Origin of the sequence: Paenibacillus glycinis (assembly GCF_009909185.1) — a bacterium.
In the GTDB taxonomy this organism is placed as follows: Bacteria; Bacillota; Bacilli; order Paenibacillales; family Paenibacillaceae; genus Paenibacillus_Z; species Paenibacillus_Z glycinis.
Genome location: NZ_JAAAMV010000002.1, coordinates 129352 through 143799, shown reverse-complemented (window position 1 = coordinate 143799; position 14448 = coordinate 129352). Strand labels below are relative to the sequence as shown.

Here is a 14448-nt window from a genome sequence, read left to right as displayed (position 1 = left end):
TGACGGCCGTAACTGCCGCCATGACTGTCATTCCCGGTATAACTGTATACAGAAAGGCCATCACATTCATGCAAAAGGAGAAAGGAGGAGCGTCAATGGGAAAAGGACTCGATACGACGGTCAATTGCCATTCGCTCGCCGCTGCCATCAAGGAAGCGGGATATGATTTCGTGTGCAGGTATTACAACCGGAACAATCTGGGCAAGAACCTGACGGCCACGGAAGCGGCGGCGTTATCGAATGCCGGCCTGCATATCGTCGCGGTATGGGAGAACGGGTATCCGACCTCGCGCGCGTATTTCTCGTACGAAGCGGGGAAGAAGGACGGAGCCGACGCCTGCCGCTGCGCCAGGTCCGTCGGGCAGCCGGCGAAGACGCCGATCTACTTCGCCGTCGATTACGATGCATCGGCCGAAGACTTGGCGGGCGACGTCGGCGCGTACATGCGCGGGATCGTCGATGCATTCCAGGGGGCAAAGGCAGCCGGCGGAGAATACGCGATCGGCATTTACGGCTCGGGCCGGACCTGTCGGCACATGCTGAACGCGAATCCAAGCGTCAGCTATGCCTGGCTGGCCGAATCGCGGGGATGGAGCGGACACGACGCGTTCGGCGATTGGAACATCAAGCAGCTGTCGGGCGCGACGGTGGCGGGCATCCCCGTGGACACGAACGTCAGCACCGGCGACTGCGGCGGCTTCCAAGTGAAGGGAGCGTGACGGACGCATGGCGCAATTGCGGCTTGCACCGCTGCCGAGAACGATCGGCCTGACCGGCTTCGCCGGCCTGCTGGGCATCCTGGCGCTGCTGCTCGCGCTTCCCGGCTTGCTCGTGCACGCCAATCTGTCGAAGCCGGCGGCGAAAGAGCTCGTCATCGCGCTCGACCGGGAGCTGTTCGGCAAGGAACTGACGAAGCGGGACCTCTCGGACGCGGACGTCATGAAGGCCGAGCTGAATCGCATCCTGGCCGGCGTTCAAGAAGGCGCGAAGCCGCCGGTGTCGGATGACGCGCTGCGGCAGGCGGCCGACCTCGGCGAGCATGCCAGCGCCGGGCAAGGCGTCTTGTGGATCGCGGCGCTCGTCCTCATGGGCTGCTTCTTCATGATCGTCAGCCTGCGCGTGACCGGGAGGCCGTTCGGGCTTCTCGTGAACGAACGCAATCTGATCAGCCTGTCGCGATTTCAGACGGTGCTCTGGACGCTCGTGCTGCTGTCCGCTTACTATACGGCCGCATCGCTGCGCATCTACGGATTGCAGGACATCGAGGAGGCGCTTAATATCGCGATGGATTGGCATCTGTGGGCGCTGATGGGCATCAGCTTCACGTCGCTCGTCGCGACGCCCCTCATTCATACGACGAAGCAGGCCAAGACGATCGACCCGGACGAGGCAGGCAAGCTGCAGCCCGCGGACGTGGAAGGCAGCGACGGCATCCTGTTCGCCAATTCGAGCTTCGCCGACGCTTCCTGGACCGACATGTTCGAGGGAGAAGAAGTGAAAAACGCGCGGTACGTCGATCTGGCGAAGCTGCAAATGTTCTTCTTTACCGTGATTGCCGCGCTTAGCTACGCAGCGCTGCTGCTGCAAATGTTCAATACCCGCGCGCCCGGCGGCATCGCGACGTTCCCGGCAGTGAGCGAGGGACTGCTGGCGTTGCTCGGCATCAGCCATGCCGGTTACCTGACGAGCAAGACGATCGACCGCACGAAGAGCACCGCGCAAACTTAATCAGAGGAGAGATAACGATGAGCGACAGTAAAAACATATTGACCGATTTCGATCTCTGTTTGGCGCTTTCCCAGAAAGCGATCAACAGCCAGATGGCCTATGCATGGAAGGCGTGGAAACGGCGGAAGCAACTGGACGAAACGTTGTCCATCTATCCGAAAAAGGAGGATGGCACGACGTCCAAATTCGGCATGACGGCGGTTATCGCCCCTCTTGACGTCAGCCTGAACGTGGCGGACGGGAAGCTCGGCCAAGTGAAGGTGACCCTCACGCTGCAATCGGGCAATGTCCATTATTACGACGAAGACGAAGAAGAGACCGGAGATCAAGCGATCGCGGACTGGCGCGTCTCGTTCCTTACCGATCTGGACAAAAAGCCGGTCGACCTGAAGACGCTCGCGCTGATCGATGCAGACGCCCATGACGCGGCGCAGGAGACGATCGGCGCCAGCGGGCTGCCGGAGGACGTCTTCTCGATCGAGTACTTATTCATGAAATTGACCGAGGTCGATCTGCTGCTCTCGGACAACAAGGACGTAGCCATCCCGGACGGCGTGTCGAAGCATGCCCGAACCAAGGCGCTCAGCTGCCTCAACCTCCTGCTGCAGGGCGATCTGGGCGATTACATGCTCGGTACGGTCGTGCGGCGCAACACGGCGCATCAAACGCCGACGTTCGCGATGACGGACTTCATCTTTGACGTGCACGCCGATTGGCGGGCGGCGGATGCCGCAACGCTCAGCTATCTCGGCATGTTCTCGGGCAAGAGCCTTCCCGGCGACATCAACGCGGCCAGGATTAAGCTGGCGGACGGTTGGATCGATCCGGCGATGATCGACGGGACGAAAGGACTCGTGTCCGGCTTGCTGGCGATCCGCAAGGAAGTGTTCCTCGACAATTACCTGATGCCGCAGTTCAAGCAAGCGCTGGGCTCCGATCCCGTCGTCGACGGGTTGAAGCGGAGATTCGCATTCGAGGATTCCGCCAGCCATACGAACCGGGATCTCGTGGACCGTAAAGTAGTGCAGGCCCGCAGCTATCTGCTCGAGATCGCCATCGTTCCCGGCGCGAACCGCCTCGACATCTCGGGCAGCATCGACGGATCGTTCACGTATACCGAGCATACGCTCGGACCGCTCGGCACGGAGACGTCCCGCCTGGAGGCGGCAGGGTACCGGCCGATCGGCGGCGCCGTCACGCTGACGGCGCGGGGCGGAACGAAGGAATTCGCGGTGGATTCGCAGCTGAATTACAGCATCGGCGACTTCAAGCAGACGAAGGACGATGCGAGCGGCTTCGGCGTCGTCGAGAACGGCGTCTCATGGATACCGAAGATTCTCGGGATCAACGGCGGCACGATGCTGGAGATGCTCGGCAATATCGTGACCGACAAGGTCGACGCCATGAATGCCGCGCTGCAGAACGCGCTGGGTCACGTCGCGGTCGATCTGTCCCAAAGCCACTTCATTCCGCCGGGCGGCGGCGTGTTCTCGTTCCAGGATCTGCGGTTCTCCGACCAGACGGGCGACATGCTGCTCGACGTAATCTACCAGGCGCCGTGAACGCAGCTCGAATGGCGTTTAGCCGTCGATCAAAATAAAAGTTTGCAATCGAAAGGGGAATGACCATGAATCAACCGAGAGTGGTGCGTTTCGAGGCGAAGGATACGACAGGCAATCCGGTGCAGTTTACCGTCTCGAACGACATTATCGACCATATGGAGGCCGCCCGGACGTTCGGCCTTGAGGATCTGGCCGACCCGTCCGCGCACGGGCGCTTTCAGCGGCGCGTCATCGCGCTTCCCGACCGCAGGTCCGGCATCGTCACGCCGATGGTGCTGACGATCGGCAATCAGAACGGCCTCTACCTCGTCCGCAAGGACGGGAACGCGGAAGGCGGCTGGAGCAGGACCGATCTCGGCGCCGCGCTCGCCTCCGCGGTCGGCGGGGTGCCCCAAGTGCGCGCCGTCGGCGCCGGTTGGACGGACGACGACCGCATGACGGTCGCCGTCGCGGTCGACGCCGGACCCGGCCAGACGCAAAGCCGCGTCTTCGTGGCATACGACGTATCCAGCGCCAGCAGCGATTGGACCAAGCTCGCCTGGGCCGATTGCGGCACGAGGGAGAGCGTCCGCGTCGAAGGCATCCGCGTGCTGGACGAGGGCGACGGCACATGGACCGTCGCGCTTGCGGGAAGCAGCGGGCCGAACGAAGCCGTCTATCTGCTGCGCAGCGGCAGAGCGGCTTCCTTCCCGGGAGCGCTCGTCTTCAATCCTGCCGTGACCCTGGAGGAAATCCTCGATTTCGAGGCCGCCGTCCATCCGACGTACGGCGGAGGGCTTATCGTTCTGGGCACGGGCGGCGGCGAACGGGTGCTGGCCTTCCGGCCGTTTCCCGAATACGACGTCGCCGGCAAGCCGACTACGATTCCGCCAGTCGTCGGCCTACCGTGTCCCGCCGGCGCCAACGTGATCGAGACCGGAATCACGACGGAGAACGGCACGAACGTGTATATCGGCGGACAGGGCCTGCAGCTCATCGCGGCCGAAGAGCTGGACAACGCCGACGATGCGCAGGCGGCGACGATCGTCGATGCCGCGGCCGCGGTGAACGTCCGGGACGTCATCGTCGGCGAAGGCGCGGACGGCAGCGTCTCCGTATGGGCGCTGCTGCAGAACGGCGACTTGATCGTCGCGAAAAGGCCGAACGCGGGCGCGGATTGGACGCCGTCGCTCCGGCTGAGAACCGGCGTGCAGGAGATCGCTCCCGTCCCCGGCGATGGCCATGCGACGGCTTCGATATTGGCCGTCTATGCCGACGCGCATGCCGGATACGTCTGGCAGGACGCGGCGACCGGCGTCTGGCAGGAGACGACGCTGCACGTAGCCGATCCGGCGGGCATGATGCAGACGACCTGTTACGGCACGTCGCTTCGCATCCTTGGCGAAGGAGGAGCGCCGAAGCAGGCGGTGAAAGTGTCGGTCGCGGCGTCGCTGCTGTCGAGCGTCTCCCTGAACGGCGGCGCCGTGCTTATCGGACCCGGCGCCTCCGTCGAGGCGCTAACCGACTTGAACGGCGGCGTCATCCTGTTCAACAAGGTTCGTTCGCTGACGCCGGCCGTCTACCGGTTCACGGTGGAGGGGATCGACGGGCATATCGACGTCAATCCGGCTTCCGGCGTATTCGACCGGTTCAAGACGATGACCGGCGACGAGCTGCGCGAAGCGACCGTGAGCACGCCGAACGGCGGCCAGCCGCTGCTGCCGGATAACTTCCGCTCCGGCGCCGACCGGGATCAAGTCGACGCGGTGGCGGCTTCGCTCAATCAGGCGGCCGGCATCGCCTTCTCTTCGGGAGGAGCGGCTCCGGACGCGCGGCCGGTGCCGGCGAATGCGCCATACAGCTCGGCGCTGCGGGCCGATGCGCTGCCGGATTCGTTCCGCTGGGGCATTCAGGCCGACGGGAACGGCGTGCGGGCCGTGCAAGGCGACGCGTTGTCGAAGCTCATCGGGGCGGCGGAGAGCGCGGAGCATTTCTTCGTCAACCTTGGCCATACGATCGCCGATTTCTTCGAAGGGATCGGAGAGAAGGCCAAGGAAGGCCTGACCTTCGTGCTGCATAAGGCGGAAGGGGCATTCCGGTTCGTGTGCGCCATCGGCGACAAAATCAAAAAATTCGTGCTGTCCACGCTCGAGGAGGCCGGCGCGTTCTTCAAATGGCTCTGGACGCAGGTCAAAACGGGGTTGGAGCGGCTATGGGATTACTTGAAGTTCCTGTTCGATTGGGAAGATATCGTCCTGGTCCGCAATGCCATGGTGGAAGCGACGGACGAAGCGTTGTCCTCGCTCAAGGACAAAGTGGACTTCCTGAAGACGCAGGTCGCGGGCGGCTTCGGCAAAGCGATCGCCCAGATCGAGCAATGGCGGGGGGACGGAAGCAATGTGCCGGCGAAACCGAGCCGTCCCGGTCCGGGCCTTAGCCTCCTGGACGATATCGGCCGCGCGACGGCCCCGATCCAGAAGCTGCTGGACGACGTAAGCGGCAACAGCGTCGTAGGCTGGGTTACGCAAAATCTCGGGAAGCTCGCGGACGAGATCATCCACGTGGAAGGACCGGACCCGGCGACCGAAGCGGTGGCTGCCGCGGAGGCGTTCGTCGAGGGACTGCTCAGCGACGAGCTTGATGATTTGATGACCACGTGGGGCAAATTGCAGCACGACCTCGGCCGGCTGTTCGACGGCACGATGCCGAAGGCGGGGGAGTTGAATTTCGAGACGATCAAGGACGTGCTCGTCACTATCGGGGCGGATGTCCTGGAGGGCGTGTTGGCTGGCCTTCGCGACTTCGTGCTGCGCACGCTCGACTTGATGCGGAATCTGATCGGCGTGGCGCGGGATGCGCTGTTCGCCAGAATCAGCTTCCCGTTCATCGAGAAGCTGGTCAAACTCGTCGCGCCGGGCGCCCATATCGATACGTCGTTCCGGATGATCGACGGCGTCATGATGCTGACCGCCATTCCGGCCACGATCGCCTACAAGCTCATGCTCGGAGAAGCGCCGTTCAAGAAAGGCGACATTATTCCGTTCTCGTTCGGCAGCGTCACGGTCCAATCCGGCGTCGACGGACTGCGCAAATTCTCGTGGGCGGGCGGCCTGGCCGGCTCGTTCATGAGCATGATCATCGCGGGCTACCAAGCTTTCGTGCAGGGCACCGCTGCCACGACGGGCAGCAAATCGGAGCCGGCCAAAGCCTGGCAGCTCTGGCTCGGCGCGGGCTTCGGCGCCATCGGCGTCGCCGCGGAAGCGTTCGGCATGCACGTGAACAAAGGCGAGGACGTATCCGCGCTGGAGTGGACGATGCTGGCGCTCTCCGGGGTGTTGTCGGTCAAATCGGTCGCGCTGCTCCTCGCGGAGAACAAGAGCGGCGCGGATGCCGATAAGCTGCGCAAGGTCAGCTCCGGCATCGACGTCGTCGGCAATGTCGTGCATTTCATCCTGCGCACGGCCGTGTTCGGCAAAGTCATCGACGGGGACGTCAAGGCGAATACGCCCGAAGCGAACGACGAGAAGACGACGGAATCGCTCGCCTGGATCGAGAGCTTGTTCGATCATGCCGGCTCCGCGCTCATCTCCGCCGCGGATTTGGACGACGACGAAGAGACCAAGGCGATCCTGCTCGCTTTCGGCGGAGGCGGCAAAGGCCTGGCTTTCGTGCTGGACTTGATCCGCGTCCCGATCACGGCCCGGAAGGAACAGCTGCTGACCAATTAATCGGCGGCGAGGTCGCGCGGATCCACGGTCGGCCAGCGGAGACCGTCGGCATCCGCGACTTCCCGCTGGATACGGCGCAGCCGAACGACCGACGCATCGACCGATTCTCCCGGGAACGATTGCCGCAGCGCGGCCAAGCATCCGGCGACGACCGCGGCCGCGCCGCTCGTCTCGCCGGGCTCGCCGGGCAGGGCGAAGAAGGTCGTGCTGCACCCGGTACCCAGACTGGCATGAAGGCGCTGGCTCGCATTGGCGAGCTTGACGCCTTCTTCGCGGCCGGCCAACGCGCCGACGCTGACGGCTTCGCGAATGATCGCGGGCCACGCCATGCCGTGACGGCTGCGGGCGCGATGCTCCGGGTACCAATTGCCGGCGGCGGCAACCGTCGGAACGCCCGCTTCTCGCAGCTCCGCGATCAGGCGCCGCACCGCCGTGCCGCGCAAGCTCTCGTCCGATACGCGATGGCTCGAGTCGGCAAAAGCAGCGCAGACGATGCCGATGCCGAGCGCTTCCCGGCGCGTCGCGATCCAGGCGAGGGCCGACTCGACGAGGGCGGCTTCGCGCAGCACGCCGCGCCTGTTCATCGTCTTGACGGGCAGGAGGCGGACGCCGGGCGCGATTCGCAGGATCGTGGACGCCACGGCGGTCCCATGCCCGGCCGGATCGCCCGTGTCGGCGATATCCCCGTCGCCGCTGAGGTTCACGCCCGGCAGGAGAACGGTTCCGGACGGCAGCCGGTCCGGATCGATCCCGGAGTCGACGATTGCGACGACTATACCCGATGCGGAGCGGGTTGGTGGATAGTTAACATCATTAAACAAGAGAAACGACTTCCTTTCGCGCTAGACTACGGAATGAATTCGAGCCGAATCCGGCGAATCCTTCACGAACCTTGGAACCGTCGCGCGTGTCGCGCCGATGTCCATCGGCGTATAAGCAGATTAATGGAGCCGGCAGGACGCTGAATTAGCCAGGGGCATAAAAAGTCCCCATGCAAGTAAAAATCCCCCTTAAGCGATGCAAGCGGTTGTTGTTCCGCGTGCGTCTGCTTCAAGGGGGATTTTTTTGCGCCATGTTGCGTCCGGGCGCTGCTTCCGTTATCGGCATGCCCGGCCGGAGCCGCGCTTGGCGGAGCTTAGGCCGCCGGCGTTTCCGTTACGGCAGCTCGATCGACTTTCCGATCGCGCTCATCGTCTTCTCGCCCATGAGGCCGAGGCGCCAGAAGGCCACGCCTTTGAGGCCGTATCGTTTGGCGAGTCCGATCTTGCCCGCGACGGTCAGGTCGGTCTCGCTGCCCATCGAGATGCCGAGCACGAGCTTGGACTTCGGCACCGCGTTTACCGCGAGGCGAATCGCCTCGTCGATGCGGTTCAGCGGCTCGGGCCCGCTCTCGTACGAGTATTCGTAGGCCATGATGATGATTTCGTCCGCATAAGCGCTCAGCTGCTTGTAATCGTACCCGCGATAGGAGCTGTTGAGAGGATGGAGGGCCAGCGTCAGCTTCAGATTCGCCGCCTGCGCGCGCTGATCCAGCTTCTTCACGAAAGCCGTGAACGATTGCTGAATCGCCGGCAGATCCCCGGATAATCCAAGTCCTTCGAAATCGAGCGTGATGCCGCTGAAATGGTTGTCCGTCGCCAGCGTTACCAGCTGTTCGATGACGCTCGCCTGAAGCGCCGCGTCCTGCAGCAGCTTGGTCAGCTCGCCCTTGCCGTCGGTCGCGACCGCCATCAGGTTCGGTTTGCCTCCCGCATCGGCCGCATCCTGGACGATCGATTCGGGCGTCACGTCGCCCGCGGCCTCAGGCCAGAAGAAATCCTTGCCCTCCAAGGTCAGATTGCCCGTCTCGTCGATGCGCGTCCAGCCGAACGAGACGGCATTGAACTTCCGCACGAGACCGACTTCCTTGTACGAGGAAATGGCGTAAAACGCCTCCGAGTACATGGGCTCCGCGGGCGACGTGATCGAGACGGTTTGCGCCGCCCCGTCCCAGTTCACGGCGGCTCCGAATTGCGAGCTGAAGAAGCCGAGCGGCACGAAGACGGAGCCGCTCTTCGACGTCGGAGCCACGCGCAGAAGCTGCTGCTGCCCGTTGACGGCGGCTTTCTTGTCGTTCTGGCGAAGCACGACCGTCGTCGTCTCGCCGTCGCGCGATTTGGTAGCCGTGACGGTATGCGCCTGCGCGGACCACACGACCTGGATGTTCAAGGCTTCGGCGATCGCGCGGAAGGGAACCATCGTCGTGCCCTGCGTAACGAACGGCGCGGCGGGGAAGGGAAGCGGGAAGCCGTCCAGCAGGATGCTGATCGGCTTGGGAGGAACCGCGGCAGCAGCCGAGGCCGCCGCAGCCCCGGTAAGTCCCGACAACAGGACCAACGCCGAGCCGGCGGCAAGCAGCGAGGTACGGATTTTCGTACCGAAAGGAATATGAGGCATCGTACATCTCCTTATGGGCAAAATGATAGAATCGACTGCCGGGAACGCGCAAGCGGTCTCTATTATAACGCAGCGGAGGTACGCGGAGTTGCGAGATTGAGAGAATTTTCCATGCGGACCATGCAAGCGCCGCGACGCGGCGCCGCTGCGGAGGTACGCCAAATCATCGGCGTCCGGTCGCGCGCGGACGTTCGCGGCCGGATGCCGCGCGGCGCCGAATTCGGCCATGCTCGTCAGCATCGTCGCGGCGATCGAGCCGTTCGCCGCGATCCTGCGTCATGTCGGCCCGAGGCGGAACCATAAAACGCGGTCGCCCGGCAGAGCAGCAGTATTGACGCCAGACTCGCCCGCCGAGACTTACGGCATTTGCCCCCCAATGTCCGCATAAGACAAAAACTTGGCTTGACCCTTCAAATACAGTCGGCCCGCGAATCTCTATAATTATGGCTATTATAGCGAAAGCGGCACTCATGTCCGCCATGAATAGGAGCGTATACCGTGCACTATCCGACAAAACCATGGAAACTCCATATCCTGCACCACTCCCATACCGATATCGGGTATACGGACCGCCAAGAGAAGATCGAGCGGTATCATGTGAATTTCATCAAGCAGGCGATCGAGATCGGCGAAGCGGCGCATTCGGGCAAGCGTCCCGAGTGGGCGGGCTTCCGCTGGATCTGCGAAACGTTCTGGGCCGTCGAGCGTTTCCTGCTGTCGTCGGGGGGCGATTGGCCGGAACGGTTCAAACAGGCCGTCCAGCGCGGCGACATCGAGGTGACCGGCAATTATTTGAATTTCACGGAGCTGCTGGACGATAAGCTGCTGGCGGCATCCCTGCGCAGGGCGCAGCGGTACGCGAACGAATCGGGACTGTCGATCCGCTCCGCGATGACGGCCGATATCAACGGCTACGCTTGGGGCTACGCGCAAGGACTGCTGGACGCCGGCGTCGAGAATCTGTTCTCCTGCGTGCACACGCATCACGGCATGTTCCCGCTCGGCCGCAAGCAAATTCCGTTCTGGTGGGAAACGGCGGGCGGCGAGCGGCTGCTGGTCTGGAACGGCGACCACTATCATCTCGGCAACGAGCTCGGGCTCGCCCCCAAAGCGATTCATTCCTACATGATCAGGGACGAATTCGATACGCCTCCGATCATGGAAAACCATTTCGAGTTCGCCGAGACGCGGATCGGCCGGTACGTGCGCCAGCTGGAGGAGGAGCAGTACCCGTATGACTTCGCGCCGATCATGGTGTCGGGCCTGATCACGGATAATTCCCCTCCGAACACCGCGATCGTGGACTTTATCAAGCAATGGAACGCGAAGCACGGCCATCGCATCGAACTGGAGCTGACGACGCTGCAGGGCTTCTTCGATACGGTCCGGGCGTCGGACGCCGACATTCCCGTGCATCGCGGCGATTGGCCGGATTGGTGGTCGGACGGCGTGTCCTCGACGGCCTTGTCCACCCAGCTGTTCCGGGACGCCCAGCGGACGCTGCGTTCCGTGCGCGCGCTGGATGCGGCCAAGCGCGCCGATGACGGCTTGCTGGAAGCGGCCGAATACAACCTGATGATGTACGCGGAGCATACATGGGGCTATTCGTCCTCGATCGGCGAGCCGTGGCATCCCATGGTGCAGGCGCTGGAAGCGCGCAAAGCGCAATTCGCGGCGGAAGCGCATCGCTTGGTCTACTCGGCCTTGGACGACGTCCTCGAAAGCAGGGGAGAGGTCTCCTTGTCCGCGGAGACGGACCTCAGCTACCTCGTCATCAATTCGCAGCCCGATCGGAAAACGGGACTTGCCGCCCTCCATGTCCATTACTGGCAGCTGCCGGTCATCAGCCAAGGCTTCGAGGTGCTGAACGAAACGACGGGCGATTACGTCGCGCATCAGAAGCAAAAATCCGCCCGCGGCACGCTCGTCATCGTGCCGTACGACTTGGAAGCGGGGAGCGAAGCGCGTTACCGGATCATCCCCGCGCAAGGCGCGAAGCCCGCGGGCTCGACGTCGAGCTTCCTGCTGATCGGCGCCGACGGCGTTATCGATGCCGGCCTGACGGATGATGCCGAGGAATATCCCGTGCAGGTACGGGATAACACGCTGATCTCCCCGTACGTGCGGATTCGCTGGCAGCCGGGCGAGGGCATCGTCTCCTGGCAGGATGCGGCCAGCGGCCGGGAGCTGCTGCGCGAGGACCGCGACCACGGCGCGTTCACGCCGGTCTACGAAGTGACGCCTGTCGCCGACCGCCGCCAGACGACGGGCACGCGAACTCGCATGGGCCGCAACCGCAAAGGCGAGGCCGTTCGGCGCACGGCCGGCCGCTTGACCGCGGTTAGCCGCGTCGAGCAAGGACCGCTGATGGCGACCGTCGAGCTGACCTTCGAGACGGACGGCATGGACTTCTACTCGGTCTTCGTCACGGCGTACGCGCTGGAAGCGAGAGTCGACGTCAAAGTCAGGATGCACAAGCAATCCGTATGGGAGCCGGAGAACGTCTATCTCTCGCTGCCGTTCCGTACCGGTCTGCAGGGCGAGCAGCTATGGGCGGAGAAGACGGGCACGCTCTTCCGTCCCGCGGTCGATCAACTGCCCGGCACGGGCACCGATTTCTACTGCATTCAGGAAGGTGCCGCGCTCTGGGCGGGCGGCGCCGGTCTTGCCATCGGGATGCCGGATACGCCGCTGCTGCAGACGGGCTCGCTTGCCTTCGGCCCCCGCAAGCTGACGGGCCATCCCGCGCTGGGGGAAGAGAAGCAGCTGTTGTACGCATGGGCGCTGAACAATTATTGGGAGACGAACTTCAAAGCCTCCGTCGGCGGCTTTTACGAATTCCGGTTTCCGGTGAGCTGGGGCGGCTTCTCCGACCCGGCCGCGGCCATTCAAGCCTGCCGGCTCATGAATGCGGAGCCGAACGTCATCAAAGTCGCGGGCTTGAAGCAGCCTTGACGGGCCAGAAGAAACGCGATCGTCGTTAAAAGAAGACAGCCCGGCATGAGCTCATGCCGGGCTGTCCTTTCTGGCGGTGAAGGATATTGCATAAGGTTATGAAATCGCATTGGGCTACGAAGCGCCATCATGCCGGACCGTCTTCCGCATTCCGAGGTTCGTAGCATCTAAGCCGAGAAGTCATAGGCATCGTATCGCATCGCGTTGCGCAAGCTGGTCCAGATGTCGCTGCTCTCGCCGCCCATGTACCAATACGCGGTTCCGGCCAAGGAATACGAATCGCCCAGTCTCGTTTTGAGGGTCAATGATCTTCCGTCCTCCAGCCAGATGCGATGCGGCGCGGACTTATCGCCGTATTGCGCGACGTACTGACCAAGCCGTTCATCCCAATGCAGCGACGGTTTCTTGGACAGCACGAGGCTGTTCTGCCGCAGGAGATCGATCTCCGCGGATACGGCGGCGCCGCCGGCGGAAGTTTGCCAGTCGCGCGTATAGAGCGGCACGGCCAGGATGGTTTTGTCCGCGGGCACCTGCAGGAGCAAGTCGCTCAGCCCTTGCCGCAGCCACGGCAGCGAAGAGACCGAACCCGCGACCGGATCGCCGCCCCAATGCTCGTCGTAGCCCATCAGAACGACGTAATCCGCGTTTTTGCCGAGGGCTTCGTAATCGAAGACTTCCGTCCAGTCCGAGCCGAGGTCCGGAGAGACGTTCACCGACAGGACGGCCGGAACGGCCGTGAGCTGTTGATGCAGGGCCGTGATGAACGCCGTAAAATCATCCCGGTCCTGCGGCATCACGTTCTCGAAATCGACGTTCAAGCCGTCGCTGCCGTACTTCCGCACGCGCTCCGCCAATTGCTGCACGAAGGCCTGACGCCGTGCCTTGTCGGACAGCATCGCGTGCGTCGCCGCTTGGTCCGAGTGGTTGCCGACCATCGCCCATACCTGCTTGCCTTGTTGATGCGCCCATGCGATCAAGGCGGCGTCCGCATGATCCTCGATCGCGCCGGTCTTCCCGAGGTAGTACCACGGCGGGGACAAGGTATTCACGGTCGACTGCGCGACCTGCCGTTCGAATTGCGCCGTCGTCTGGGCATACTGCCAGCCGAGCTGGATCGTCGCGGGCGGCGAGGACTGCATTTGATCGGACCATCCCGGATGCGTCCATGCCCGGTTCATGAGGACGGCGGCGTCTTGCCGCGTGATCGAGGTCCCGGGACGGAAGTTCCCGTTCTCGTCGCCGGCGATCAAGCCCAGGACGGACAGACGCGCGACGGAAGGCTGCGCCCACGAAGCGATCCGATCCTGATCGAGATAGCGCGCATCCGGCGGGGCGACCGTGGCTGCCGAAGATTGCTTTAATGCCCTGGCCAGGATAACGGCCGCTTCTTCCCTGGTGACGGCACGGTTAGGCTCGAACGTGCGGGGCGAAGTACCCTCCGCGAGTCCGAGCTGGATCGCCGGCTGCACCCACGCGTCGTACCAAGCCGTCTTGGGCACGTCGGCGAAGGGCGGAATCGCGCCGGATACCGGCCGGATGCCGAGCATGCGCCCGATCATCGTCATGAACTCCGCGCGGCTGATCGCTTTATCCGGCTGGAAGAGGCGATCTCCCGTTCCGGTTATGAAATGAAGCTTCGTCATATTGACGATCGCTTCCGTGGCGTAATTATTGCGTATATCGTCGTAAGGCAGCGCGGCGGCCGCCGATGAAGCAGAGGGATAAAACCCGACGGCCATTCCCATAATAAGCAGAAATGAAACCGTCGTTCGTCGAAACGCATCCTTGCGGATCATAGCCAGGTTCCCGCTTTCCGAATGTTTTTTGCAAGCACAACTGATCCTATCGTAATCATTCGAAGCCCGAATACCTATCCTCAATTATTGGAAGCGGGATGTAAGCGTTGACGCAGAGATTCGACCGGGGGGAGAAATCGGGCCGCGATCCGCGGATGCCGGTTTACAAGGCGATTGCGATTTGTTACCATTTACAGCATATCCAAACGCGATGACGAGAAGAGTAAGGGATGGCGCGCTTGCACAGAGAGCTCCGGCAGTTGA

General features: G+C 63.0%; 8 protein-coding genes and 1 other annotated feature (1 of these 9 only partly in view). Of the genes, 5 read left to right on the top strand and 3 right to left on the bottom strand.

Annotated features, from left to right (window positions below):
• Positions 1-95 precede the first annotated feature (95 nt).
• The 4 genes from GT019_RS04735 (at position 96) to GT019_RS04720 (ending at position 6997) form a co-directional block, all read left to right on the top strand.
• A complete protein-coding gene (locus GT019_RS04735) occupies positions 96-719 on the top strand; it encodes a DUF1906 domain-containing protein (RefSeq protein WP_161741603.1) in 624 nt (207 codons plus the stop codon).
• A gap of 7 nt (positions 720-726) precedes the next feature.
• Positions 727-1728, top strand: coding sequence for a hypothetical protein (locus tag GT019_RS04730; RefSeq protein WP_161741602.1), 1002 nt, complete (start codon positions 727-729; stop codon positions 1726-1728).
• 17 nt (positions 1729-1745) lie between these two features.
• Positions 1746-3290: a hypothetical protein gene (locus GT019_RS04725; RefSeq protein ID WP_161741601.1), complete on the top strand. Its 1545-nt coding sequence runs from the start codon at positions 1746-1748 to the stop codon at positions 3288-3290.
• A gap of 65 nt (positions 3291-3355) precedes the next feature.
• Positions 3356-6997, top strand: coding sequence for a hypothetical protein (locus GT019_RS04720; protein ID WP_161741600.1), 3642 nt, complete (start codon positions 3356-3358; stop codon positions 6995-6997).
• On the opposite strand, the gene GT019_RS04715 is transcribed toward GT019_RS04720, so the two are convergent.
• Positions 6994-7818 (bottom strand): S8 family serine peptidase, encoded by an 825-nt coding sequence (locus GT019_RS04715; protein WP_161741599.1) that lies wholly within the window; start codon positions 7816-7818, stop codon positions 6994-6996. The genes GT019_RS04720 and GT019_RS04715 overlap by 4 nt on opposite strands.
• Before the next feature lie 334 nt (positions 7819-8152).
• The gene (locus GT019_RS04710; RefSeq protein ID WP_161741598.1) at positions 8153-9433 is read right to left on the bottom strand and encodes a stalk domain-containing protein; all 1281 of its coding nucleotides are present in this window, start codon (positions 9431-9433) and stop codon (positions 8153-8155) included.
• A 498-nt stretch (positions 9434-9931) separates the two neighbouring features.
• On the opposite strand from GT019_RS04710, the gene GT019_RS04705 reads away from it, so the two are divergent.
• On the top strand, positions 9932-12388 hold the full coding sequence (locus GT019_RS04705; RefSeq protein WP_161741597.1) for a glycoside hydrolase family 38 N-terminal domain-containing protein: 2457 nt from the start codon (positions 9932-9934) through the stop codon (positions 12386-12388).
• Between the two features lie 167 nt (positions 12389-12555).
• Here GT019_RS04705 and GT019_RS04700 read toward each other — a convergent pair whose 3' ends face one another.
• Positions 12556-14184 (bottom strand): S-layer homology domain-containing protein, encoded by a 1629-nt coding sequence (locus GT019_RS04700; RefSeq protein WP_161741596.1) that lies wholly within the window; start codon positions 14182-14184, stop codon positions 12556-12558.
• 202 nt (positions 14185-14386) lie between these two features.
• Positions 14387-14448 (top strand) — a binding site (T-box leader) (it continues 198 nt past the right edge of the window).